This is a genomic window from Streptosporangium sp. NPDC049376 (genome assembly GCF_044466505.1).
GTDB lineage: Bacteria > Actinomycetota > Actinomycetes > Streptosporangiales > Streptosporangiaceae > Streptosporangium.
The window spans coordinates 52,078-77,600 of sequence record NZ_JBITMT010000028.1 but is presented as its reverse complement, the minus strand read 5'-3'; the positions used below and the strand labels follow the sequence as shown (position 1 = coordinate 77,600).

Genomic DNA, 25,523 nt, shown 5'->3' with positions numbered 1-25,523 from the left:
GGGTCACAGCGCCTCCTTTGTCGCAAGCTTTGTATCAATATGGTGCGTCATAACTTGCGACAAAGTCAACGCCCGACCATTGCGAGATCCCTGCCGGCCGACGAGGGCGGGTCAGACGGCATGGCCCAGGACTCCCGAAGCTACGGCCAGGGGCAAAGCAGGAGGCCGACCGGACAGGACTACGACTCTGTGTCCGGTCACCGGAACCGCATTGTTCCAGGTCACGGCTCTGACTCCGATCGCTTCGCCGATCCGGTCCCCGATGCCGACCCGGGACGGGCCGCCGAGACTCGGCCCTGGCGAGCGGACGGAAACCCGTGCTGAGCTGGACCGGCCCGCCTGCTTTGCAGTTCGTCGCAGCTTCGGGAGCCCGCTGACCTGTGGTTAGACCGCTACTTCGCCCCTGGGCGTGGCTTTAGGAGTCCTGGGCCGACTCCGTCGCCCGCATCGCAGACCTCCCTGACCAGCCTGAGCCGTCACGGGCCCAGCGACTGTGCATCCACTGACGCGCCGCCAGGCCAATTGGGGCTACGTCCGCACAGTCCTCGGCCGGCGCCGACGGGTCTCCGGCTTCTGGACCGGGTGCCGTGGCCCGATCCCACCCTCGATGAGGTTTCCCACCTTCCGAGGCACGGCGCCCGACGCGGGGCCCTGCGTATCAGCGAGCGAAGGGCCCCGCATACCTTCGCAGCGGACTTGTGAATCGTGTGGGGAGCGGCCCAGGAACACCTGCCCCATCCCGACGCCTGCGAGCCGGGCATGGATGCGGCAGGGCCCGGTCTGCGCGGGATCGTCGTCACGGGAGGCGAATGAACCTCGTCGACATCACCACAACCGTAACGGGGATGATCAACAAGAAGAAGCCCGCAAGCGGGCATCGCGGCTATGCGTCGATGGCCTGGTAGACGGTGGTCCAGAAGTCATGGATGAGCCGCGCGGGAGCGGGCACGGACAGTCCGACCTGCGTCAGCAGGATGCCGGTGACCCCGTGGTAGGGGTCGGCGTAGACCGACGTCCCGGTGCCGCCATCCCACCCGAACTGCCCGATCGGCGAGTAATCGCCGCGGTGTGTCCGGACGGCCATGCCGAACCCCCAGCCACCGTGCTGCCCCTGCCCGTACGACAGGTGCACGTTGCTGACAGCCATCTGATGGCGCAGGGCCTGCACCTCGGCCCCCAGCCGGTTGGTGGTCATCAGCTCCACCGCGGGACGCGACAGGATCCGTCGGCCGTGATGGACTCCGCCGGCCAGCAGCATCCGGAAGTAGGTGTGGTAGTCGTCCACGGTGGACACCAGCCCTCCACCGCCACGATGGAACATCGGCGGCTTGCTGAAACTGCCGCCGGCGGCTTCGTCCCACACGTGGAACTCCCCGGTGCCCGGGTCGGGCATGTAGCAGGGCGGCAGCCGGTCGATCGCGGCTTCGCCGACCCAGAATCCGGTGTCGCGCATGCCCAGCGGCTCGAAGACCCGCTCGCCCAGGAAATCGCCCAGCGTCTGACCCGTCACCCGGGCGACGAGCATGCTCAGCACGTCGTGGCTGAGTTCGTACTGCCAGCGCTGTCCCGGCTGGTAGGACAGCGGGATCCCGCCGAGGAGCCGGAGCCATGCGTCGGGGTCGACCGCGGATCCGGCCGCTGGACTGTAGTAGGCGACCTCCATAACCTTCGCGCCGATCGGCGCGGCCATCAGCGGCAGGTCGATCCCAAGCCCGAAGGTCGAGCTCAGCACGTCCCGCACCGTGATCGGGCGATGGGCCGGGACGGTGTCGTCAAGGGGGCCGTCCGGGCGGACGAGCACCTGCCGATCGGCCAGTTCCGGCAGCCATTCCTGCACCGGATCGTCCAGCCGGATACGGCACTCGTCCAGCAGCACCATCGCTGCGGCCATCGTCACCGGCTTCGTGGTCGAGGCCATCCGGAAGATCGTGTCCCGGCGCATCGCCGGGCCGCCGTCGTGCCGCATCGTCCCGGCCGCCTCGACGTGGACCTCCTCACCCCGGCTCACCAAGGCCACCAAGCCGGGAATCTGCCCGGACTCGACATACCGGTTCAGCAGGCCGCGCAGTCTGGACATCCCCGCTGTGGTGAATCCGTTACCGACGTCGCTCATCGTCACGCCTTTCCTCTCGCGCGCCTTCTTTTCGCGAGAGCCAGCATCATCGGCCCGCTCAGCAGCGGCAACGCTCAACTCGGCAACCGGCGTTAAGCGATGCTTACCGCCATCGGGGAAGATACGTCCGTGGAACTGCGCGACATCGAGATCTTCCTGACCCTCGCCGAAGAGCTGCATTTCGGTCGTACGGCCCAGCGGCTGCGGCTGACGCCGGCCCGGGTCAGCCAGTCGGTCAAGAAGCAGGAGCGGCAGATCGGGGCGCTGCTGTTCGACCGCTCATCGCACCACGTGGCGCTGACCGCGCTCGGCCGCCGCCTGCGCGACGACCTGCAGCCGGCCTACCAGGCTCTGCGCAAGGGCCTGGACAACGCCCGCCTTACGGCCAGCACCGGGACGGCGGCGGCCGGCACCCCGCTCCGGCTCGGGATCGTCGGCGGAGGCCCGCTCGACGACCTGCGCCCGGTCTTCGACGAGTTCGCCTCCCGCCACCCCGAGCATCCGATCCAGCTCCGCTCGATCCCGTTCGGCAGGCCGTTCGCCGGTCTGCGCCGTGGCGACCTCGACCTCGCGGTGCTGTGGCTGCCGGTCCGCGAACCCGACCTGGCCGTCGGCCCGCTCATGTTCACCGAGCCGTTCGTGCTCGCCGTCGGGATCCGGCACCGGCTGGCGCAACGCGAGTCCGTCACGTACGAGGATCTGGCCGCCGAGACCACCCTGGCCGCCGACGTCCCCGACTACTGGCGCGCCGCGGTGGTCCCGTTCAGAACCCCGAGCGGGCATCCCATCCGCGTCGGACCGACGGTCGCCGACTGGATGGAGCTGGTCGCCATCGTCGCCAACGGCGAGATCGTCGCTCCGGTCCACGCGCACGCCGTGCGCTACCACACCCGCCCCGACATCGCCTACATCCCCATCACGGGCGTGCCCGACTCGCGCTGGGCACCGGTGTGGCGCGCCGACGCCGAATCCGACGTCATCCGCGCGTTCCTCGACCTCATCACCGACCTCGGCCCTCTCCACCTGTAACGGCCGAACGCGAACGCGGCGCCTACCACGCCGTCACCGGGACGATCCGGGTGGCTGGCCCGGCGTGCGTGGTCGGTGTCAGCGGCTGGGACCTGGGCGCCGCCCACCCAGACTGCGGGCCGGTCACCTGTCGCCGGTGCCTGAAACTCACCAGTGCCGAGCCGCTTGCCGAGCAGCTGACGCTGTTCGGCGCCGACGAGCAGGACGCACCTGCAGACGGCGGGAACACCCCTGCCTGATCCACCAGCCGCAGTCAGGCGTTGCTCGATCGTGCCTTCTCCTCTGAGGCGTCGTCGACCGGTCCCGGCTCATCAGCCGCGCTGTCTTCGACCAGACGGCCCTCGCCGCCGGACCTCACCTCCAAACGCCATCCATCCGGCCACCTATGACCCTCTAGAGGAACAGCTGTCGCGCCGAACAATCGGGCACCGCCGGTGAAGGTCGCCTCGTCGAACCATGCGTTCCCGCTGAAGGTCGCCCTATAGAACCTGGCGTCCCCGGTGAAAGTCGCCCTGGCGAACTCGGTGCTCCCGGTGAAGGCCGCCCCGTCGAACGCGGCGTTCCCGATGATCGCCCCATCGAATCTGGCGCCCCCGGTGAAGGTCGCCCCGACAGAGATCGCCCTGCGGAGTGGCAGCAGGTGAAGTTCAGGTTGGTGAGGATGGCTCCGGTCAGGTCGACGCACATGCCTTCCCAGAACCGGGGGCCGGCCGGTTCGGCGATGCGCTCACCCGGTGCGCGGTCATCGTGGAGGTGGTCTTCCAGGGTGCGCTGGGCAGTGAGGCGAACCTGAAGTTCCTCGTGTGGGTCGCGTCCGGTGGCGGGGGCGGAGGCTCCGGCGATGGCGGCGCGCGGGACGGCGGGCGCCAGGTCCTGCCGGACACCGCTGGGCGACGCCCACGGCATCCTCAGATACGCGCAGATGACGTTGACGATGGTCTGCCGGTGCCCGGGGTTGTCTTGGGCCAGACACTCCAGCGCGTACAGGCCGCCCAGCCGTACCGCGGCGGCCTCGTGACCGAGCTGCTCGACCGCCTTCGTGTACAGGTCGGTCACCCGGCGCTCGGTCGCGTCGCGGGTGGTGTGCGCGGCGGTGACCTCCTGGTGGTGCTGACGGCGGAAGGCCAGCACCAGCGTGACCGCCGCCCCGACCGCGGCCCCGGTGGCCAGCGCGGTGCGCAGCATCTCCCCCCCGCACGCTTCCCACCCCACCTCCGACGCCAGGGCTCGGGGCGGGAACGGAGGCGGCCGGGTCGGCCAGAAGCCACCACAACGTGACGGCCACCAGCACGGTCACGCAGACGATCCACCACAGAGCCGACCGGGGCGTATGCAACGGCGGAGGCGTCACCGTGACGGTTCGGCGAAGGGAAGGACGGGGGCGGCGACGTGGAAGTAACGGCATGGCTTTCATTCCAGCCGTCCGCAGCCTGGCCCCGGCCTGATGCCGTCTGATCGTTACGGGAAGCACCTACGCCCGCAGCCTGCGGTTTCAGAGAAATCGCCTGATCTCGGCGGCCGTTTCTGCCCTTGAGGGGTACGGGTCTGACTACTGGCGGGCTCTCTCACTCAAGATTCGCGAATCCACCCAGCCTCCTCCACGGTCGCCCCTACGAGTCCTTCCGGCCCGAACATGGGGCACCGGACGTGCCCGTTCAGCAGACCGACCAGCACGTCGGTGAAGGTTCCGGGATGGCCCACGAGGAGGAACTCGTCGAACTCCAGGGTGGAGTATCTCGAAGCCCAGTCCTTGTAGTCGTCCGGGAACACCAGGCCGGTGCCTTCTTCGATGAGTGTCCAGTTCACGGGTGGAGGCGGAACACGGGATGGCCCGATGATGGCTTCAAGATCGGTGATGCTGCGCATTCAACACATTCTTCTCTGAAGCTGTTGGCCAGGAAGTGATCTTCGTTCATGTGGTGACCCGCGCTTCGCTTCACTGATGCAGGCACCTGCCGGGCGGTTACCGTCACCTCATGGCGCCGCCCGTTCCGAAGGGCTACCTTCCCAGGGGCCGCAGAGGTGTCGGGCGTTCAGCAAGCTCCGCACGGGCGCCGACCCCACCCCGATCCAGGCTCTGATCAGATGCTTCCCGGTCGAGGCCGGCCGCTTGCCGAGTGGCCTGGAACTCGGCCAGTTCGGCAAGCGCGGCGACGAACGAGGCAGCGCGCAGTCGGCGGGCAGCGTGTCCAGCTCCTGCTGCGGACGCTCGTAGGCGGCTGGGGACACGTCCGGTAGCGCAGGCCCTCACCCAGTTCGGGTCACGGTTCCGTCGAGGGTGCGGACGAAGACCGAGCCGGTGGCTGGGCTGGACTGGTAGTGGTAGGTGGCGGTGGTGACCTTGGTGCTGCCGGCGGCGCACTGGGGATTGAGCAGGCTGGCGGTGCCCCCCGGGCGGCGGGGATAGTCGCTGCGGGGGGTGATCGTCCAGGTGTAGCCGCGCCCGGCGACGGCGGCGGTGCCGTTGAAGGCGTCCGGCTGCCCGGCGAAAGTGTCCTCGATGCTGCCGCTGATGACCGCCAGGCCGCCGTTGGGCAGGCTCGGGATCACGCCGCCGGGCACCAGGGCGATCCGGCGCTGGCCATAAGGGCCGCTGCGGCCGTTCCAGAAGGTGGCCCGCACCGAGCCGGAGAAGCCCGCGGCAAGGGTGGCCGAGCGCCAGTCGGCCTGGTGGCCGCCGCAACCCGGGCCCTCGCCGACCGCCCGGGCCGCGGAGTCGGCAGCGGGTGCCGCCTCGGCGAAGGAGGAAGCGGCCTGGGCAGGTGTCGGAAAGCCGGGCACGCCGGTCAGGGTGGTCAAGGCGGTGGCCAGGGCCAGGACGGGCAGGGGCCGCAAGCGGCGCATGGAGGCTCCTTTTCTGGGCGAAGGATGTTTCCGCAGCTGATGAGCGGGCGCTCTGCCCGGGGTGTCGTGGGGATCGACGGCAACCAGTCGCTACCTATCGTAGTTAATTGACTACGATGTGGAAATACTTGGGGCCGGCCATACCACCCAGGAGCCACCCCCCCCCGCAGTTCTTCACCCCGGACACCTCTGACCGGCCACCGGGGGATCGGTACAGATTTTGGCGGTAGAGCTGAGGGCGGGGACGTTTCTCCAGTTCACGGCCATCAGTTCTGAGCTGGCCACATCGGACAGAACCTGGATCCTGTCGGGGTTGCGTCCACGGAGGTGGTGTACGAGTTTGACCTGGTCGCAAGAGTGGCGCCGGGAAATGGTGACGGCCATCGCGTGATCCTTCGAGTAGCGAAGATCAAGTTCGAAAACATGCGCGTCCTGGTCGCCACGGCCGTGAACGCAGGCGGCAACCCCTCGGGCTGGAGGTGTCTTCGGCCGAGAACGGCGCCGGCTGGCTGAGGTTCCTGCGGGGCTTGGTGGCCCGCGGCCTGGGCGGGGTGCAGCTGGTCGTCTCCGACGCCCGTCCTGGCCTGGTCGAGGCGATCGGCGCGACCTTGGCGGGCGCGTCCTGGCAGAGATGCCGCACCCACTACCTGCGCAGTCTGCTGCCACCGTCCCGAAGTCGGCGCAGCCGTGGGTGGCCACCCTGGTGCGCACCGTCTTCGACCAGCCTGCCGCCGAGCAGGTACGCGCTCAGCATGCCTGGGTGATCGACGCGCTGGAGGCGAAGTTTCCGGCCGCGTGCGAGCACCTGGAAGCCGCTCGCGAAGACCTACCGGCCTTCGTCGCCTTCCCGAAGGAGACCTGGCGGCAGGTCTGGTCCAACAATCCGCAGGAGCGGTTGAACAAGGAGATCCGCCGCCGTACCGACGTGGTCGGCATCTTCCCGGACCGGGCCGCGATTGTCCGTCTTGTCGGTGCGGTTTTGGCCGAGCAGACCGATGAGTGGACCGAGGCCCGCCGCTACATGGGACTCGACGCCCTGGCCAAGTGCCGGATGCGCGTTCTTACCGGCGACACACCGGCCCATAATCCTCTACCGCAGACACTTACCGCTTAACCTGCAGAAATAGGATCACGCGAAGGTCAGCTCATACACCACTTCGCTGGACGTGACCCGGTCTGCTTCGCGGCGTAGTCGACCACCTCGTCAGGAAACTCCGCCCGCGCGGGAAGCGCCCGTGCTGCGTGAGGTACTTCGGCTTCGGCATCACAGAAGGTCAGGCTAGGGATCTTCGAGGTTTGGCGGCCTATGACACGTTGGTTAACAGCACCCCAGGCCCGCACGGCCCGCGACCATCCATGGACGTTTTCAACGCCATGGCCGAGATCCGTATGGCCGCCCAACGGGTGCTGTCACTACCGCACAAGCAGCAGGTTCGTCTCGGCCGGCCTTCGCGGTTCGACGGCGGCGACGGTTTCTTCCGTGGTGACGACGTTTTCGGGAGTCGTGTGCGGCCCTCCGCGAGGGCCGGTCAGCCGAACCGTAGGACGAACCGCCCGCGAACGCCACGCCGTTCGAGCGAGCGATGCGCGTCGCCGGCTCGGGAGGCCGGCAGTTCGCCGGCCACGCGGACGGTGAGTCGTCCCTCACCGGCGAGTTCGGCGAGCCGGTCGAGCTTGGCCGCGGCCTCGACGTAGTGGCGGACGAAGATCGGGACGACGCGGACCCGGCCGGTCCCGTCGCCCTGGTAACCGCGGAGGGTGGCGACGGTGCCGCCGTCCTTGACGGCAGGGAGAGCGGCGGCCTCCAGCACGGCGGCGTCGACGAGCCCGTCGACGCCGCCCGGGTGGCGGCGGCGGACCATCGCGGCGAAGTCGTCCCCCCGCGGCACAGTCTCGTCGGCTCCGCACTCGCGGACGAAGGTCTCGTCCTGCCGGGCGGCGTCTGCGACGACGACCAGTCCGGCCCGCTTGGCGAGCTGGACGAAGTACCCGCCGACGGTACCGGCCGCACCGGTGACGGCGACCGTCGCGCCGGCCGGGAGCGCCAGCGTGTCAAGTGCGAGCCGGGCGGTGAGCCCGTTCATCGGGATGGTGGCGGCCTGGACGTCCGAGAGCCCGGCCGGGATCCTCGCGACCGAGCGTGCCGGCACGACGAGGTCTGCCCGGTAGCCGCCGTGCGCACCTGAGGGCACCACGATGGCCATGACGGCGTCCCCGATCGCGAACGGACGGTCGACAGCGGGGCCGATCTCGGTGATCACACCGGCGACCTCCATGCCCGGCACCCGCACCGCGTCCGCCTCATCCTGCCGCGGACGAGAACGGATCACCGTGTCGACCGGGTTCACCGTGGCGCTGCTCACCCGGATCCTGACCTGACCGGGACCGATCGGTTCGGCCACCAGGTCGAACTCGCCAAGAGCGTCCGGTCCGCCTGGCTGGGTCACTCCGATTGCTTGAACCATGGTCGTTCGTACTCCTTGTTCGTTGCCGCCGGGGTGGCGGTGGGCAGGGCCGGCCACGCCGTTGACGAGTCGCGGCGGATGATCGACCCGGTTCGGCTACGGCGATGCGGGGGCGTGAAGACCCTCAAGCAGCAGGCTGCACACCTCGTCGAGCTCGGCGCCGACGCCGGGGTTCTGCCATTCGGCCGCGTGGGCGAGATGGTGGAACTTGGCAGTGGCGTTGAAGACCACGCGGGCGGTGGCCGCCGCGTCGTCGGTGCGAAGGCTGCCGTCGGCGGCGCCGTCAGCGATGATGGCCGTCAGCTGGCCCAGGAGATCGGCGACGTGGTCGGTGGCGACGCTGCTGTGCGCGGCGGCGAGGATTCCATAGGCGGCGAACAGCTCCGGGTCCTGGCGAATCTTGGCCTGCTTCACGGCCAGGACGGCGTGCAGCCAGGTACGCAGCCGCCGCGCCGGCGCAACCGCGCTGTCAGCGGCGATGACGGCGAGGGCGTCGCGGTTGCGGTCGAGCCAGCGCCGGGTCACGGCCTCGCGCAGCGCCTGCTTGGAGGGGAAGTGCTTGTAGACGGCGGCGTGGCTGACCCCGAGTGCCCGGGCGACGTCGACGACCGTTGCCTTGTCCGGTCCGTGGCGCCGCAGGATCTCCTCGGTGGCTGCCAGGATGGCGTTCGCGTCCAGCGGGGTTCGGGCGGGCATCAGCGTCCGCCGCCCGTTCGCTCGCTGTCCAGTAGCGCGAGCAGGGCGGGGGCGTAGCGTTCTCCCGCGACCGCCCCTCGGGGGACGGCCTGCTCAATCGCGTCCAGGTCGTCCTCGGTCAGCCGCAGACCGGTGGCGTCCACCGCCTCGGTGACGCTGTGCGGCCGGCTGGCCCCGACCAGCGCGACGATGTCCCGGTGCACGCGACCCTGTGCGAGCACCCACGCGATCGCGAGCTGTGCGACCGTGACACCGCGGGAGGTGGCGATCTCCCGCAGCCGTCCGACCAGCGCGAGGTTGGTCTCGATGTTTCCGGCGGCGAAGCGGGGCAGGTGCCCGCGATGCCGTGCGTCGCCGGCCGACGGCCGCCACGTCCCGGTCAGCATTCCTTGGGCGAGTACCCCGTAGGCGGTGACGCCGATGCCCAGTTCGCGGCAGGTGGGCAGGATCTCGTCTTCGACACCGCGGCTGAACAGTGAGTACTCGATCTGGACATCGGTGATCGGGTGCACGGCGTGGGCACGGCGGATCGTCTCGGCGCCGACCTCGGACAGCCCGATGCCGCGCACGTAGCCCTTCTGCACCATCTCGGCGACGGCGCCGACGGTCTCCTCGATCGGGACAACGGGATCCAGCCTGGCCGGGCGATAGATGTCCACATAGTCGATGCCCAGCCGCTGCAGCGAGTAGCCCAGGAAGTTCGGGATCGCGTCCGGTCGGCCGTTGACGCCGCGCACGCTGCCGTCCACGCCGAACAGCGCGCCGAACTTCACGCTCACCACGGCGCGGTCGCGATCGGCGGATCGCAGCGCCTGCCCGATGAGCGTCTCGTTGTGCCCCATCCCGTAGTGGTCGGCCGTGTCGATGAACGTGATCCCGGTGTCGAGCGCGTTGCGAAACGTCGCGATGCTCTGTTCGTCGGCGCTGCGCCCGTACGCGCCGGACATACCTGCGCAACCGAGCCCGACCGCCCCCACATGGACGTCGGCGCCGAGTGTCCTCTGCTCCATACGAGAAACACTAAGCAGGCTGGTAACAGATGTCAAAACTTGTAACCTGACACCTTGATCGTTAAGGAACCGGAGCGTGGCGGTCTCTTCGAGGTCAAGGCTTCGGACCTGTCCGGTTCGCGGCGCCGCTGGATGCCCCGGAACCGAACCCGGCCGAAGGAGTGCGGCCGGTTCTCAAACGGGGCCCGGCCAACCTCGCTCCCGATAACGCCGAACGGTCCACCACACTGGTCAAGACCAGGCTCGAACGGATGCGGTACCGTCCTGCGCTGCTCGACGGCTTCGTCGCCCAGGCTGGCCTGCCCCTCGAACCGCCGCGGCTTCAGCCTTTCAACCTCAGACGCTCTCCCGGCTGACGTTCGGTGACGTTTCCTGCGAGGGCCTGAGTTCGCTTTAGCCGGTGGTGGGGAAACGGCGGAGTGCCGGGGTGAGCGTGGTCGCCAGCGCGATGACGCTGAGGGCGGCGGCGCAGCTCAGTATGCCGCCGGGCCCCGTTCCACCGGCGGTCATGAGGGCGCCGCCGAGCAGCGGCCCGAGCGCCGCCGCGCCGCCGGAGCACAACCCGACGATGCCGGTCAGCCGGCCGCGCAGCCTGTCCGGAGTGACCGTGATCTGGTACGTCAGGATCGTCGTGTTCGCCAGCGGCGCGAAGAACGCGGTACAGCCCAGCAGCAGCCCCAGCGGCAGGCCGCCGGGCACGAGCGCCATCAGCCCGGTCAGCAGGGCCGTCATCCACGAGAAACCGATGATGATGACCGGAGCGGGCAGCAGGGCGTGCAGCCGGTCGGCCAGCGCCGCGCCGAGCAGCCCGCCCGCGCCCATGCAGGCCATGGTCAGGCCGATCACGCCCGCACCCACCTTGTCCTCGTGCGACATCGCCAGCACGATGATCATCAGCGCGGTGAACACGAGGTTGGACACCGCCATCCACACCAGCGTCGTCCTGATCAACCGCTGCCCCAGCACCCACCGGAGCCCGGCCACGAGATCCCCTCCCGCACCCCGGGCGGGCTCCGCGGGCGCGGGGCGCGCGGGCAGCCGGAGGAACATCAGCGCCGCGAACGAGAGCGCCAGCATCAGGCCGTCCAGCGCGAACGGCATCGCCTGCTCAACCGCGAACAGGAACCCGGCGAGCGCCGGGCCCAGCAGCGTCGCGATGAACGGTCTCGCCGTGTTGGCCGCGACCGCCCGCGACAACTGGGACTCCGGTACGACCTGCGGAAGCGCGGCCTGCTCCGCAGGTTCGAAAGCCGCCCCGAGCAGCCCGTCGATCAGTGCCACGAGCAGGACGTGCGGGAACGAGAACGCGTCCAGCCAGACGGCGACCGCCACCGACGCCACGGCCAGCGCCCGGCCGCCCTGGCACAGCAGCAGCGTCCTGCGCCTGTCCCACCGGTCGGCGACCACACCGGCGGGCAGGTTGGCCAGCATGTGACCGGCCGCGACCAGCGACGAGGCCAGCCCGGCCTGCAACGCGGAGCCCGACATGGCCAGGATCAGCAGCGGGAACGCGACGAAGTTGATCTCGTTGCCGAACTCCGACAGGAACTGTCCGCTCCACAGGATCGCGTAACGCCTGTTACGCGCGAGCGGGGGAGCGACGGTCTCCACGGCGGCTTCCTTCATGCTCCGGGGCTCCCCGCCCGGCGGGCCAAACGGCCTGACACCTGGATCAGGTCGATGTCGCCGCCCAGGGTGATGAACCGCCCCGCGTGGCCCTCGCCGATCTCGAACACCCCGCCCCGGTAGCAGGTGATCGGCCCTGCCGACCGCAGACGCAGCCCGCCGCCGCCGCTGGTGACCTCGAAGGCCGATCCGCCGTTCACGTATGTGCCCGTGCACCCGGGCGGCGGCGCCACGGGTGGTCCCGAGCCCGCGAGCGGGCGGTGGTCGCCGGGGGCGATCCCGTGGAGGGCCAGCCGTTCGGTGAGGTCGCGCCACAGGGCGAGCCCGGTGTCCGCGTTCGTGGTGAGCGCGACGACGGTTCGTTGTGAGGGCTCGAACCTCAGATGGCAGGAGGTGCCCTCGCCGGTGCCGTCGTGGCCGTACCAGTCGAGGCCGTCGCGGTGGTGCGCCGACCAGCCCAGGCACCAGCCGTCCGCCAGCCCGTACGGCCCGATCTCGATCCCGGCCAGCTGGTCCTCGCGCAGCTCGTGAAGGGTACGCCGGTCGAGCAGGACGGGCAGGTCAGGGTCGGCCAGGTGGAGCCGAGCCAGGGTGACGAGGTCGGTCGCGCTCAGCGCGAGCGCGCCGGAAGGGGCCTGACCGGGGGTCTCCTGCTCCTGCGCCACCGGCACGACGCGACCTGTCGCCGGATGCACGCTGTGGCCGGTCGCGGTACGGCGACCGGTACGCCGTCCCGTCGCGTACGACGCTTCGATGCCCAGCGGGGTCAGCAGTAGTTCCTCGACCGCCTCCCACCAGGTCATCCCGGTGACCTGGCCGACCAGGCGGCCCACCAGCTCGTAGCCGAGGTTGGAGTAGGAGAACGCCCGGCCCACCCGCAGAACGGCGGGGTGCCGTACGTCGCCGTCGGCGGCCAGGCCCGAGGTATGACTGAGCAGGCCACGCAGAGTCACCCCTTCGACCCCGCCGGGCAGCGGGCCGTCGAAGGTCAGGTCACCGTCGTCGGCCAGCATGGCGGCCAGCGTGGCCGTGAACGGCTTGGTCAGCGAGCCCAGCGGGAACGCCGTCGCCTCCGTCACGGCCGCCTCTCCGCCGTGGGTCTCGACGCCGTACCCGGCGCTCACCGTACGGCCGTCGTGGCGGACGGCGAGCTGCGCGCCCGGGACGTGGTGCTCGCGCGCCAGTTCGGCCAGCAGGCCGGCCAGTGCGGTGGCGGGGAGGGCGAGAACGTCCATGTCAGACCTCCTCGCGGGGCGCCGAACGCCGCTCGGCGTGGCGGGCCAGGGAACGCAGCGCGCCGGCGAAGTCCTCCGCGAGCTTCGACACCGTGGACGGGTCGTACAGGTTCTGCGAGTAGTACCAGTCGAAGGTCAGGTGGCGGTCGCGGATCGCGCCGACGATCTCCAACGGGTGACCGACGTGTTCCAGCGGGCTCTGCTCCTGCCCGATCGGGTCGTGGAAGGCGTGGTAGAGGCCTTCTCCCGGCGCGGTGCCGGACTGGCCGTGGTAGTTGAAGGCGACCTGCGGGCGCGGCCGGCCGGCGAGTGCGGTGCCGGGGGAGCCGGGCGGGCTGAGGTGGCGCAGCAGGCCGTACCCGAGGCCGTTGCCGGGGATCGCGCGAAGCTGCGCGCGCACGGTCCTGACCAGCGCCGCCCAGTCGTTGCCGCCGGGCACGGTCAGGGCGGCCGGGTATTCGCTGGTGAACCAGCCGACGGTCCTGGTCAGGTCGAGGTCGTCGAAGACGTCCTCACGGCCGTGTCCCTCCAGGCCGATCACGACCTGCTCCTGGCCCGTCCACCGGCACAGCGTCCAGGCCAGCGCGCCGATCAGCACCTCGCTCAGCCGGGCACGGAACACGGCAGGCGCGCCGCGCACGAGCGCCCGGGTCTCGTGCTCGGACAACGAGCACGGCGCGGTCGAGACCGAGCCGACGAGGCTCTCGCCGTCGTGGTCCGTGGGCAGCGGCGCGGGATCGGGCAGGCCGGTCCAGTACGCCGCCTCACCGTCGAGCCCGCCCGCCGCCGTGTGCTCGGCCAGCCGGGCCGCCCACTGGCGGAACGGCGAGGTCGCGGGCCCGAGATCGACGGGTGCGCCGCCTGCCGCCTGCCGGTAGGCGGTCTCCAGATCCTCGGTCAGGATTCGCCAGGACACGGCGTCCACGATGAGGTGGTGCGCGGTCAGGTACAGCCAGGGCCGCCGTTCCGCGCCGAGGTCGAGGAGCAGGGCGGACCACAGGGGGCCATGCTGCAGGTCGAACCCCAGATCGGCGTCGGTGGCCAGTTCGTTCGCCGCGGCTCGCAGCTCGGCCTCGTCCGTCAGATGGGACAGGTCGTGGCAGGTCAGCGGGACGGCCGGCGCGGGCACGGCGAGCTGCGACCAGTCCCCGGTGCGGGGCCGGGAGCGGTCACGTTCGAAGCGGAGCCTGAGGGCGTCGTGCCGTTCGGCCAGGGCGGCGAGCGCGGCCCGCAGCGCGGGCTCGCCGACCGGGCCGGACAGCTCCACCAGCATCGACTGGTTGTAGTGGTGCGGCGCGACCCGCCGCGGCAGCAGGAACTCGCGCTGCACGGGCGTCAGCGGCACCGGCCCGTCCACGACCGCACCGGAGGAGGCGGTCTCGGCGACCGGCTGGGCGACGGGTGCCAGTTCGGCGATCGTCTGGTGCAGGAAAAGGTCCTTGGACGTGATCCACACCCCCGCCTGCCTGGCCCTGGCCACCATCTGCATGCTGAGGATGGAGTCGCCGCCGAGGTCGAAGAAGTTGTCCTCGACCCCGAACGAGTCCGCGTCCACGCCGAGCACTTCGGCCCACGCCTCGGCCAGAGCCCGTTCGACGTCGTCGCGCGGGGGGAGCCGGTCCGTGCCCGCCGCCGCCGTCGCGCCGGGAGCGGGCAGGGCGCGGCGGTCGACCTTCCCGCTGGTGTTCAGCGGCAGATCCGCCAGCGTCACGAAGAGGTGCGGCACCATGTACCCGGGCAGTGAGCGTTTGGCGAAGTCGCGCAGCGCGCCGGGCTCGGGCGCGGCCCCGGGAACGGGGACCACGTACGCGGCGATGCGCGGCGACCCCGGGTCGTCGAACACGGCCGCGGCGGCCTGCGCCACGTCCGGGTGCTCGCAGAGCACGGCCTCGATCTCGCCCGGCTCGATACGGAAGCCGCGCACCTTGACCTGGTCGTCGGTGCGGCCCAAGTACTCGATCAGCCCGTCGGGCCGCCACCTGGCCAGGTCGCCCGTCCGGTACATGCGGCCGCCCGGCTCCTCGAAAGGCCCGGCCACGAACCGTTCCGCGGTCAGGCCCGGCCGGTTGAGGTAGCCGCGCGCGAGCTGGTCACCGGCCAGGTACAGCTCTCCCGCGACCCCGACGGGCACCGGGCGGAGCCGGTCGTCCAGCACGTACGCCCTGGTGTTCCAGGTGGGCCTGCCCACGACGGGCCGCTCGCTGTCCGACAGTCTGCAGTACAGGGTGTCGACCGTGCACTCGGTCGGCCCGTAGTAGTTGTAGCCGGTGGTGCCGGGCGCGTCGCGCAGCTCGCGCCAGAGCTGCTCGCCGACCGCCTCACCGCCCAGCATGAGTACGGCGGGTCGGTGACGGGCGGAGGTGAGCAGGCCGCGTGCGGTGAGCTGTTCGGCGTAGGAGGGCGTGAGGTCCAGCAGGTCGATCCGGTGCCGGGCGACGTAGTCGATCAGCGCTTCCGGGTCGCGTCTGGTGAGGTCGTCGATCACGTGCAGCTCGTGGCCGTCGGTCATCCACAGCACGCCCTCCAAAGAGGTGTCGAACGTGAACGCCGCGGTCACCCCCGCCTTGATCGGCTGGGTGGTCTCGGCGCGCATGAGGTCGGCCCTGTGGTCGAGGAACAGGTTGGCGAGTCCCCGGTGCTCGACGACCACGCCCTTTGGCCGTCCCGTCGAGCCCGACGTGTAGATCACGTATGCCGGGTGCGCCGGATGCGGCCGCACGCCGGGCCGCGTGTCAGGCAGGCCGTCCAGCAGCGCGGGATCGTCCAGCAGGACGACGTCCACAGGCTCGGGCGGTTCGAACGTGGAGTCGCGGTCGGCGAGGACGATCAGCGGCCGGGCGTCGTCCAGCATGTACGCCATCCGCTCCCGAGGCAGTCCGGGATCCAGCGGCAGGTAGGCGGCCCCGGCCTTGAGCACGGCCAGCAGCGCGACCACGGTCCATTCGCTGCGTGAGCCCGCGAGCCCCACCAGCGTCTCGGGTCCGGCCCCCCGGGCGCGCAGCAGGTGCGCCAGGCGGTTGGCGCGGGCGTCGAGCTCGGCGAAGGTGAGCGCGCGGTCACCGAAGACGAGCGCGGTACGGTCGGCGTTCGCCGCCGCGCACTCCTCGAACAGTTCGGCGAACAGGGCGGGCGGGGTGTCCCGGCGGGTGTCCTGCCAGCCGGTCACGGCCTGCTTGAGCTCCGTGTCCGTCATGATCGACAGCTCCGCCACGGAACCCTGATGACCTGCGGCGATGGCGTTGAGCAGGGTCGTCAGGTGCCCGGCCAGACGGTCGGCGGTCGAGTGGTCGAACAGCGCGGTGCCGTAGCCGACGGCGGCGGTCAGCCGGCCGCCGTGCTCCAGGAAGTCCACGGTCAGGTCGTGGCTGACCTGGTCGGAGACCGCGGGCAGTGGCGTGGTGCGCAGCCCCGGCAGATCGGGGTCGGCCGAGGGCGTGTTGTCCAGGACGACCATGACGTCGACGAGCGGGTTCCTGCTCGGGTCTCGTTCGGGCCGCAACACCTCGACGAGTTGCTCGAACGGTACGTCGTCGTGTTCGAACGCCTCCAGCACCGTATTCCTGACCTGCGCCAGGAACGCCGCGAACGACGACGACTCGGTCACCGTGGACCGCAGCACGACCGTGTTGACGAAGAACCCGACCAGCCCTTCCAGCTCGGCGCGCCCGCGTCCCGAGGCGGCGGTGCCGACGGCGACGTCCCGTTGGCCGCAGATCCTGGACAGCAGGATCGTGGTGGCCGCGACCAGCACCATGAACAGGGTCGCGTCATGCTGTCTGGCCACCGCCTTCAGCCCGTCCAGCGTGTGCGCCGGGAGGTCGAGCAGGCGGATCGCGCCGTCGGCCCGCCGTACCGGGGGGCGTGGGTGGTCGGTGGGCAGGGCCAGGGGGGTGAGCCCGGCCAGCCGCTCCCGCCAGTAGGACGGGTCGGACGGGTGGCGGCGCTGCCAGGCCGCGTAGTCGGCGTACCTGATCGGCAGCGGCGCCAGCTCGGGGGTGTCGCCGCGCAGCGCGGCCGCGTAACAGGCGCCGAGCTCGGCGGCGAGCACGCCCATCGACCAGCCGTCGGTCACGATGTGGTGCATGACCAGCGCGAACGCGTGCTCGTCCCGTCCCATCCTGATCAGGGTGGCCCGCAGCAGCGGGCCGCGGCGCAGGTCGAAGGGCAGGGACGCCTCCCGCCCGAGAAGGCCGTGCGTCGCGGACTCGGGGTCGTCGTGGCCGGACACGTCGATCACGCGCAGCGGCAACGGTCCGGGCGGCAGGATGGACTGCACGCCGCGGCCTTCGACGTCGCCGAAGACCGTACGCAGCGACTCGTGTCTGGTCACCAGCCGGTCGAGCGCGGTACGCAGCGCGGCCACGTCCACCTCACCGGACAGACGCAGGCCGAACACGGTGTTGTACTCGGAGCTGTCCGGCTCGAACTCGCTCAGGAACCACAGCCGCTGCTGCGCGAACGACAGCGGCAGGCCGTCGTCGCCGTCCGCCCGCCCGATGGCCTCCTGCGGCGCGGCGGCCCCGAGCGTCCTGGCGAAGGAGGCGATGGTGGGCGTGTCGAAGAGCTGGCGGGGCGAGGGCGCGGCGCCGAGCGCCGCACGTACCCGCGAGATCACCTGGATGCTGAGGATCGAGTCGCCGCCCAGGTCGAAGAAGTCGTCCTCGACGCCGATCCCCGCCGGATCGCGGCGCAGCACCTCGGCCCAGATCCCGGCGAGCAGCCTCTCCGTGGTGTCGCGCGGCGGGACATGGGGCACGGCGGCGTCGAGCAGGCCGGCGGGGGCGGGCAGGGCGCGCCGGTTCAGCGTGCCGCTCGGGGTCATCGGCAGCGCGTCGATCCTGACGTACGCCGACGGCACCGCCTGAGCCGACACCCGCCCGGCCAGGAACGCCCGCAGTACGGCCGGGTCGGGTGCCTGCTCGCCGGTGGGAACGACGTACGCGACGAGCCGCGTCCGCCCCGCCTCGTCCTGCCGTCCGGCCACCGCGGCGGCGGCGACCTGGGGATGCGCGACCAGCGCCGATTCGACCTCGCCTGGCTCGACACGGAACCCGCGTACCTTGACCTGGTCGTCGACCCGCCCGACGATCTCCAGTACGCCGTCGGCCCTGCGGCGGCCGAGATCGCCGGTCCGGTACATGCGTCCCGGGGCGAACGGGTCGGGTGAGAAGCGTTCCTCGGTCAGGTCGGGCCGGTTCCAGTAGCCGCGCGCCACCCCGTCACCGGCGATGTGGATCTCGCCGACCACGCCGATGGGCACCGGCCGCCTTTCGGCGTCCAGCACGTACACGCGGGTGTTGGCGAAGGGCCGCCCGATCGGCACGTACGTCCTGTGCCCCATCGGGCCGGTGCCGAGCTGGAACACCGTCGAGTCAACGGTCGTCTCGGTGGCGCCGTAGGCGTTCACGATGACGGTGCCGGAGCCGAGCCGGTCGAGTATGCGCCGGGCCTCGCCGACCGGCCAGCCCTCGGAGCCGACCATCAGCACCCGCAGCGAGCCGGGACCGTCCAGCTCCTCGGCGATGGCGCGGGCCAGCGCGGGCACGGTCACCAGGAGTTCCGCGCGCGTGTTCTCGATCAGGCGGGCGATGGCGAGCGGGTCGCCGAGCCGTCCGCTCGGACAGATGATCATCTCGCCGCCGAGCACCGCCGACAGCAGGAAGTCGCCGAAGAACAGGTCCACCGACTGGCTGGAGACCGACAGGCATCGGGGCGAGGTCCCCGCCAGGCCGTAACGGGCGTCCCAGGCACGCAGCATGTGGCAGACGTGGCGATGCTCGACCATCACGCCCTTCGGTCTCCCGGTCGAGCCCGACGTGTAGATCACGTACGCCAGGTCGCCGGGGGTCACGTCCGTGTGGGGCGCGGTGGCGGGGTGCCCGGCCAGGTCGGCGTCGTCGAGGCAGACGAACGCCGCCCGGCCGCGTTCCAGCCGGTCGAGCAGCCTCGTCTGGGTGACCACGATCGGGGCGGCGGCGTCCTCCAGCATGGATTCGAGGACCCGAGGCGGATGGTCGGGGTCGAGTGGCACGAACGCCGCGCCCGACTTGAGCACGCCGAGCAGCGCGACGACGGCGTCCAAGCCGCGTTCGACGCACACGCCGACCAGCGTTCCGGGCCGCGCGCCCAGCCCGATCAGGTGGTGAGCCAGCCGGTTGGCCCGCTCGTCCAGGGCGGCGAAGCTCAGCGCGGTTTCGCCACAGCTCACGGCGGTGGCGTCGGGGGTGCGGGCGGCCTGCTCCGCGAACAGCTCGTGCACGGGACCGGCGGCGGGGAAGGGGACGACGGTGTCGTTCCACTCCACGAGCAGCCGATGCCGCTCGGACTCCGGCATGACAGGCAGCTCCGACACCCGGCAGGTCTCGTCGCCGGCGAACGCGCCGAGCATCGTCTCCAGGTGGCCGAGCAGCCGCTCCGCGGTACCCGCGTCGAACAGGCCCGGGTCGTAGTCGAGCGCCAGGGTCAGCTCGCCCGCCGCGTACGCGGTGATCATGAGCGGGTAGTTGCCGTGCTCGTCACCGGTGTGCTCCAGCACGCGGACGCCATGGTCACCGGCGGCCTCCGGGTAGTTCTCAAACACCATGACGCTGTCGAACAGCGGCACACCGCCCGCCAGGCCGGCGCATCTCTGCACGTCCGCGGGGGACAGGTAGTCGTACTGGCGGCCTTCGACCTGAGAATCCTGCAGCCCGCGCAGCCAGCCGATCAGGTCGGCGTCGCCGTCCACGTCCACGCGCACGGGCAGCATGTTGATGAACAGGCCGACGATCGACTCCGACCCCGGCAGTCCGGAGGGGCGGCCGGAGACCGTGGCGCCGAAGCACACGTCGCGCTCGCCCGAGTACCGTGAGAGCAGGATCGCCCAGGCGCCCTGGAGCAGCGTGTTCACCGTCAGCCGGGCGCGGCGGGCCCGCTCGTACAACGCGTGCGAACGTTCGGGCGACAGGCTCAGCCGTACGGCGGCGGCCGAGCGCGACCCGTGCGCCCTGACCGGCGGCCGGTCGAACGGGAGCGGCGTCGCCGCGGTGAACCCGTCCAGCTCCCGCCGCCAGTGCGCCTCCGCCGCCGCCCGATCCTGCCGCCCCAGCCACTCCACATAGTCCCGGTACGGCCTGCGCGCCGGATGCGTGCGACCCGCGTACCGCTCGAACACCTGGGTCAGCACCTGTGCCGCGCTCCAGCCGTCGAGCAGCAGGTGATGCGCCGTCCAGAACACCCGCACCCGCGTGTCGGACAGCCGCGCCACGGCCAGCCGCATCAGTGGCGCCCGGCCCAGGTCGAGCCGCCACCGGGCACGGCCCTCCCACATGCGCGCGGCCTCGGCGCTCCTGGCCTCCTCGGTCAGCGCGCGCCAGTCGTGACGCTCGACGGGGATCGTGGCGTCGCGCCGCACGACCTGCAGCGGCTCGGGCACCCCCTCCCACACGACCGCGGTACGCAGCGCCGGGATGTCCGCGGCCACCTCCTGCCAGGCGCGCACCAGCCGATCCGGATCGTCCACGCCATCGAGCAGCAGGTTGAAGTGCGAGGCGTAGGTGTCGCCCGCGGGGTCGGACAGCGAGTGGAACAGCAGGCCGCTCTGCACGGGCGTGAGCGGGTAGACGTCCTCGACGGCCCGGCCGTCGCCCGCGATCCCGTCCAGCGCCGCCTGGTCCAGCCGCGCCAGCGGGAAGTCGGACGGCGTGCACCCGCCCGCCCCGGGACGCGCGCAGTGCTCGGCGATCTCCCCGAGCGCCGCCACGAGCTGCCCGGCCAGCCGGTTCACGGTCTCCTCGCGGTGCAGCCGGGCCGAGTACGACCAGCCGATCTCCAGCCGGTCGTCGCGTACGACGGCGTTGACCTCCAGCAGGTGAGCCCGAACCTGCCCCGGGACGCGCTCGGTGCCCTCGGGGACGGGCAGCAAGCGCGGGAACGGGCCGCCGGGCGAGCCGTGGGCGTCCATGCGCCCCAGATAGTTGAAGGCGACCTGCGGCTTCGGGTCGTCACGCAGCTCCTCCCCTGAAGGGGACAGGTAACGCAGCGCGCCGTACCCGAGACCGCGCGAAGGAACGGCTCTGACCTGCTCCTTCACGGACTTGAGCAGGTCACCCCAGTCACCGCCCGGCACGTGCAGCACCAGGGGCGAGACCGTGGTGAACCACCCGACCGTCCTCGACAGGTCCACCTCCGGGAACAGTTCCTCGCGGCCGTGGCCCTCCACCTCGACCAGCACCCGGTCACCGCCCGCCCACCCGGTCAGCACCCGGCCGAGCGCGCCGAGCAGCACGTCGTCCATCCGCGCCCGGTACGCCTCCGGCACCTCGCGCATCAGCCGCCGGGTGACCTCGGGGCCGACAGTGCTGGTCACCGTACGCAGGTCACCGGCCAGGTTCTCGCCGCCGCCGTCCAGTGGCAGCACCGCCGCGCTCCTCGCCAGCTCACGGGTGCGTCGCCAATGGTCCAGCTCGTCGTCGAAACCGCCCGAGAGGGCATGCTCGCGCAACCGCAGCGACCAGGAGCGGAACGAGGTGGTACGCGGCCCGAGCCTGATCGGCTCACCCGCCGCGGCCTGCCGCAGGGCGGTCTCCAGGTCGGGCAGCAGGATCCGCCACGAAACGCCGTCCACGGCCAGGTGATGGACGGCCAGGTACAGCCGCCTGGACTCGCCGGACGTGACCAGCAGGGCCTTGACCAGCGGCCCGCTGTCCGGCGCGAACGTGATCTCGGCTTCCTCGCCGGGCCGTTCCGCCCTGCGCAGGATCGTGCCGTGCTCGGTCTCGGCGTTGTGCTGGCGCCACCCACCGTCGCCGTCCCGCTCCAGCCGCAGGCGCAACGCGTCGTGCCACTCGACCAGGGCGCGCAGGGCGGCTTCGAGCGCGTCCTCGTCCACGTCGGGGGCCAGCTCCAGGCAGACCGCCTGGTTGAAGCGGGACAGGCTGTCGGCCATGTTCTCCAGGAACCAGTGCTGGATCGGCGTCAGCGGCACGTCGCCGCTCACCCGCTCGTCCCCGCCCGCGTGGTCCTCACGCCCCGCGGGGACGAGGGCCGCCGCCACGGCCAGGTCGGCGACGTTCTGGCGCAGGAACATCTGCCGCGGCGCGACCTCCAGTCCCTGCGCCCTGGCCCCGGCCACGACCTGGAGCGCGAGGATGGAGTCGCCGCCCAGGTCGAAGAAGTTGTCCCGGACACCGACCCGGTCCACGCCGAGCACCCGCGACCACACCCCCGCCAGGACACGTTCGGTGGGGGTGCGCGGCTCGACGTACTCCTCGCCGCTGTCACGCTCGCCGGGTGGCGGCGGCAGCGTACGGCGGTCGACCTTTCCGCTGCGGGTCAGCGGCAGCTCGGGCAACGGCACGAACGCCGCGGGCACCATGTGCTCGGGCAGCCGCCGGCGCAGGAAGTCGCGCAGCTCGCCCGGCGTGACCCCGCCGTCGGCCGGCACCGGGTAGGCCACCAGCCGTTTTGCCCCGCCCGCGTCCTCCTTGACCGCCACCGCGGCGGTGACCACGGCGGGATGCGCGGCCAGCGCCGCCTCGACCTCGCCCAGCTCGATACGGAACCCACGCAGCTTGACCTGGTCGTCGGCGCGGCCCGCGTGCTCCAGCCTGCCGTCGGCCAGCCAGCGTGCCCTGTCGCCCGTGCGGTACATGCGCGTGCCCGGCGGCCCGTACGGGTCGGCCACGAACCGCTCGGCGGTCAGCCCGGGCCGGTTCGAATACCCCCTCGCCAGCCGCGTACCACCGAGATACAGCTCGCCCGGCACGCCGATCGGCGCCGGCCGCAGCCGCGCGTCCAGCACGTACGCCCTGATGCTCGGGAAGGGCCGTCCGATCGGCACCGGTCCGGGATCGGCGTCGGCCGCCGTCAGAGGCCCGCCCAAAGTCGCGCCCACCATGGTCTCGGTTGGCCCGTACCCGTTGAACAGGCGCCGGCCCCGCGACCACGTCCGCACGAGTTCCGGCGGGCAGGTCTCGCCCGCCACGATCAGCACCGCGCCGTACGGCACTCCGCCGGGCGGCAGCGTCGAAACCGCGGTGGGCGGCAGCACGGCGTGGGTGACGCGCTCGCGTGCCATCAGCCCGGCCAACGGCGCGCCGGGCGGACGCTCCTCGTCGGTGGCGATCACCAGCGTGCCGCCCGACAGCAGCGCCCACACCAACTCCCAGAACGCGCCGTCGAAGCTCAGCGACGCGAACTGCAACACCCGCGCGTCCGGCCCGGCGCCCAGGCGTTCCCGCTGGATGAGCACCATGTCGTGCACACCCGCGTGCGTCACCACGACGGCTTTGGGCCGTCCTGTGGAACCCGAGGTGTAGATCACGTAGGCGGGGTGATCGGGGTTGACGGCGGGGAGAGGGGTGGGGTGCGGGCCGGTCAGGGCGTTCTCGACGGCCGGGTCGTCCAGCGCCACGGCGGGCACACCCGGGGGCAGCCTGTCCACTCCCTCGCGGGTGGTGAGCGTGAGCACCGGCGCGGTGTCGTCGATCATGGTACGGATCCGGTCGGCCGGATAGTCCAGGTCGATCGGCAGGTAGGCGGCGCCGGAGCGGAGCACGCCCAGCACGGCCGCGACCATGTCGATCGAGCGCGGCAGGGCCACCGCAACATACCGCTCAGGCCCCGCGCCCTCGGCGGCCAGCAGCCCGGCGATGCGCTCGGCCCGCTCGGCCAGCTCCCCGTAACGTACCGAGCGCGGGCCGCACACCACCGCCTCGGCGTCCGGCCGGGCCTCGGCCTGCTCGGCGAACAGCTCGCTCACCGTGCGCGCGGGCGGCCCGGTCCCGTCGCCGCACCACAGCGACGTCAGCAGCGTCCGCTCGGCCTGGCCGAGCGACGAGATCTCGGCCAGCGGCCGGTCGGGGCCGTCCGCGACCTCCTTGAGCAGGCACGTCAGATGCGCCGCGATTCGCTCGGCCGTCCCCGCGTCGAACAGCGTCGCGTTGTAGGCCACGCTCCCCGCCAGCGCCCCGTCGCGCTCGGCGAAGTCGAACGACAGATCCATGCTCGCCGCCAGCACGGGCGGCTCCAACTCCTCGGCCAGCAGGCCGGCGAACGCCGCCGACGCCGCCGGCAGGTTACGCAGATTGACCGCGACCTCGGTGAGCGGCGGCCTGCTCGGGTCACGTTCCGGCCGCAGCGCCTCCACCAGCCGCTGGAACGGCACCCCGTCGTGGGCGAACGCGTCCAGCACGCCCGCCCGCGTACGCCGCAGCAGCTCGTCGAACGACACGCCCTCGTCCACGTCACCACGCAGGACCAGCGTGTTGACGAAGAACCCGACCAGGTTCTCCAGCTCCACCCGGTCCCTGCCCGACACGACGGTCGCGACCGCGACGTCAGGCCGTCCCGTGTACCGGGCCAGCAGCAGGTGCACGGCCGCGACCAGCGTCATGAACAACGTCGCCCGGTTGCGCTCGCCGGCCTCGCGCAGCCGCCCCACCACCTCGGCCGGGATCTCGAACGTGTGCCGCGCCCCGGCCGAGCTCCTGACCGGCGGGCGGGGGCGGTCCGTCGGCAGGTCCATCGGCGTGAACCCGTCCAGCCGGTCGCGCCAGTACGCGAGCTGCTTCCCGGCCTGCGGTCCCGCCGTCAGATTCCGTTGCCAGGCGGCGTAGTCCGCGTAACGCAGGGGCAGCGGCGCCAGGCCCGCCGGTTCGCCGCCGAGCGTGGCGGAGTACAGGGCGGCCAGGTCGTCCAGGACCAGCCGCGAGGACCAGCCGTCGGTGACGATGTGGTGCGCGTAGGCCGTCAGCACGTGCTCACGCTCGCCCAGCCTGATCAGCCGGGCCCGGAACACCGGACCTTCCCGCAGGTCGAAGGGCTGCCGCGCCTCCTGTTCGAGTACGCGGTCCAGCTCGCCCGGCCGCCCCGTCAGGTCGGTGACCTGTAACGGGACCTCCATGTGCGGCGCGACCTCGCGCACGCCACGGCCGTCACGCGACCCGAACGTCGACCGCAGCGTCTCATGCCGTTCCACCAGCGCGTTCAGCCCGGCACGCAGCGTGGGCACGTCCAGCGGCCCGGTGAGCCGCACGATCAGCGGCACGAGATAGTCGATGGCTTCCGGATCCAGCTCGTACATGAACCAGAGGCGTTCCTGCGCAGGCGAGAGCGGCAGCGGTCCTGAGCCGTCGATCGCGGGTATCGGCTCCTCGGCGGGCGACGACTGCCCTGACAGGCGCCGCAGAAGCTGCTCGCGCAGGTGCTCGGGCAACGCCTGGATGCGCTCGTCGCGTGGGGAAGAGATATGCACGGGGAGTTTCTCCAATGTCCTGCGGTGTTCGCCGCGCCTGGATAACCCGTCTGATCACTCATCGCCGAAACAGCGGTGAGCAGGCTGTGAACCCCTGGAGGCGGACTTCCGGTACAACCGATCTTTTCAACGCCGGCCCGGCGGTTCCAGGGCCTTGAATCGACGGCTAAAGAGCCAGTTCAACGGCCACCTCCGACGAAAAGCAGGAAAACGCGCCATCGCCGAGCACAAAAAAGCGGTTGCTCCGCCAGCGAAATGGGCGCCCTGTGC

Annotated in this window: 10 protein-coding genes and 2 pseudogenes; 2 read left to right on the top strand and 10 right to left on the bottom strand. The window is 71.4% G+C overall.

Annotation, left to right across the window (positions count from 1 at the left end):
• Positions 1-883: 883 nt before the first annotated feature.
• A complete protein-coding gene (locus ACIBVQ_RS37335) occupies positions 884-2,113 on the bottom strand; it encodes a serine hydrolase domain-containing protein (protein ID WP_399183448.1) in 1,230 nt (409 codons plus the stop codon).
• Between the two features lie 129 nt (positions 2,114-2,242).
• On the opposite strand from ACIBVQ_RS37335, the gene ACIBVQ_RS37330 reads away from it, so the two are divergent.
• Entirely contained in the window at positions 2,243-3,142 is a 900-nt protein-coding gene (locus tag ACIBVQ_RS37330; protein ID WP_399183446.1) for a LysR family transcriptional regulator, read from the top strand.
• 466 nt (positions 3,143-3,608) lie between these two features.
• On the opposite strand, the pseudogene ACIBVQ_RS37325 reads toward ACIBVQ_RS37330, so the two are convergent.
• The 3 genes and pseudogenes from ACIBVQ_RS37325 to ACIBVQ_RS37315 form a co-directional block, all read right to left on the bottom strand.
• Positions 3,609-3,827: pseudogene (locus ACIBVQ_RS37325) on the bottom strand (pentapeptide repeat-containing protein); the annotation flags it as partial.
• 884 nt (positions 3,828-4,711) lie between these two features.
• The gene (locus ACIBVQ_RS37320) at positions 4,712-5,008 is read right to left on the bottom strand and encodes a hypothetical protein (RefSeq protein ID WP_399183444.1); all 297 of its coding nucleotides are present in this window, start codon (positions 5,006-5,008) and stop codon (positions 4,712-4,714) included.
• Between the two features lie 381 nt (positions 5,009-5,389).
• Entirely contained in the window at positions 5,390-5,986 is a 597-nt protein-coding gene (locus tag ACIBVQ_RS37315) for a hypothetical protein (RefSeq protein ID WP_399183442.1), read from the bottom strand.
• A 449-nt stretch (positions 5,987-6,435) separates the two neighbouring features.
• Between ACIBVQ_RS37315 and ACIBVQ_RS37310 the strand changes: the two are divergent.
• Positions 6,436-7,100, top strand: a pseudogene (locus ACIBVQ_RS37310) (transposase); the annotation flags it as partial.
• 415 nt (positions 7,101-7,515) lie between these two features.
• On the opposite strand, the gene ACIBVQ_RS37305 reads toward ACIBVQ_RS37310, so the two are convergent.
• The 6 genes from ACIBVQ_RS37305 to ACIBVQ_RS37280 all read right to left on the bottom strand — a co-directional run bounded on the left by ACIBVQ_RS37305 (position 7,516) and on the right by ACIBVQ_RS37280 (position 25,253).
• Complete coding sequence (locus tag ACIBVQ_RS37305) at positions 7,516-8,451, bottom strand: NADP-dependent oxidoreductase (RefSeq protein ID WP_399183440.1); 936 nt, start codon at positions 8,449-8,451, stop codon at positions 7,516-7,518.
• 96 nt (positions 8,452-8,547) lie between these two features.
• Positions 8,548-9,147, bottom strand: a complete 600-nt coding sequence (locus ACIBVQ_RS37300) for a TetR family transcriptional regulator (protein ID WP_362783465.1) — start codon at positions 9,145-9,147, stop codon at positions 8,548-8,550.
• Positions 9,147-10,157, bottom strand: coding sequence for an aldo/keto reductase (locus tag ACIBVQ_RS37295; protein ID WP_399183438.1), 1,011 nt, complete (start codon positions 10,155-10,157; stop codon positions 9,147-9,149). The genes ACIBVQ_RS37300 and ACIBVQ_RS37295 overlap by 1 nt, the downstream gene beginning before the upstream one ends.
• 393 nt (positions 10,158-10,550) lie before the next feature.
• Positions 10,551-11,783: an MFS transporter gene (locus ACIBVQ_RS37290; RefSeq protein ID WP_399183436.1), complete on the bottom strand. Its 1,233-nt coding sequence runs from the start codon at positions 11,781-11,783 to the stop codon at positions 10,551-10,553.
• On the bottom strand, positions 11,780-13,018 hold the full coding sequence (locus ACIBVQ_RS37285; RefSeq protein WP_399183434.1) for a serine hydrolase domain-containing protein: 1,239 nt from the start codon (positions 13,016-13,018) through the stop codon (positions 11,780-11,782). Before ACIBVQ_RS37285 ends, ACIBVQ_RS37290 begins: the two co-directional genes overlap by 4 nt.
• Position 13,019: 1 nt before the next feature.
• Positions 13,020-25,253 (bottom strand): amino acid adenylation domain-containing protein, encoded by a 12,234-nt coding sequence (locus ACIBVQ_RS37280; protein ID WP_399183432.1) that lies wholly within the window; start codon positions 25,251-25,253, stop codon positions 13,020-13,022.
• Positions 25,254-25,523 lie beyond the last annotated feature (270 nt).

Coding starts and splice junctions, on each gene's coding strand:
- ACIBVQ_RS37315 (WP_399183442.1), bottom strand. CDS start 5,986: ATGCGCCGCTTGCGGCCCCTGCCCGTCCTGGCCCTGGCCACCGCCTTG.
- ACIBVQ_RS37290 (WP_399183436.1), bottom strand. CDS start 11,783: ATGAAGGAAGCCGCCGTGGAGACCGTCGCTCCCCCGCTCGCGCGTAAC.
- ACIBVQ_RS37320 (WP_399183444.1), bottom strand. CDS start 5,008: ATGCGCAGCATCACCGATCTTGAAGCCATCATCGGGCCATCCCGTGTT.
- ACIBVQ_RS37295 (WP_399183438.1), bottom strand. CDS start 10,157: ATGGAGCAGAGGACACTCGGCGCCGACGTCCATGTGGGGGCGGTCGGG.
- ACIBVQ_RS37285 (WP_399183434.1), bottom strand. CDS start 13,018: ATGGACGTTCTCGCCCTCCCCGCCACCGCACTGGCCGGCCTGCTGGCC.
- ACIBVQ_RS37305 (WP_399183440.1), bottom strand. CDS start 8,451: ATGGTTCAAGCAATCGGAGTGACCCAGCCAGGCGGACCGGACGCTCTT.
- ACIBVQ_RS37300 (WP_362783465.1), bottom strand. CDS start 9,147: ATGCCCGCCCGAACCCCGCTGGACGCGAACGCCATCCTGGCAGCCACC.
- ACIBVQ_RS37335 (WP_399183448.1), bottom strand. CDS start 2,113: ATGAGCGACGTCGGTAACGGATTCACCACAGCGGGGATGTCCAGACTG.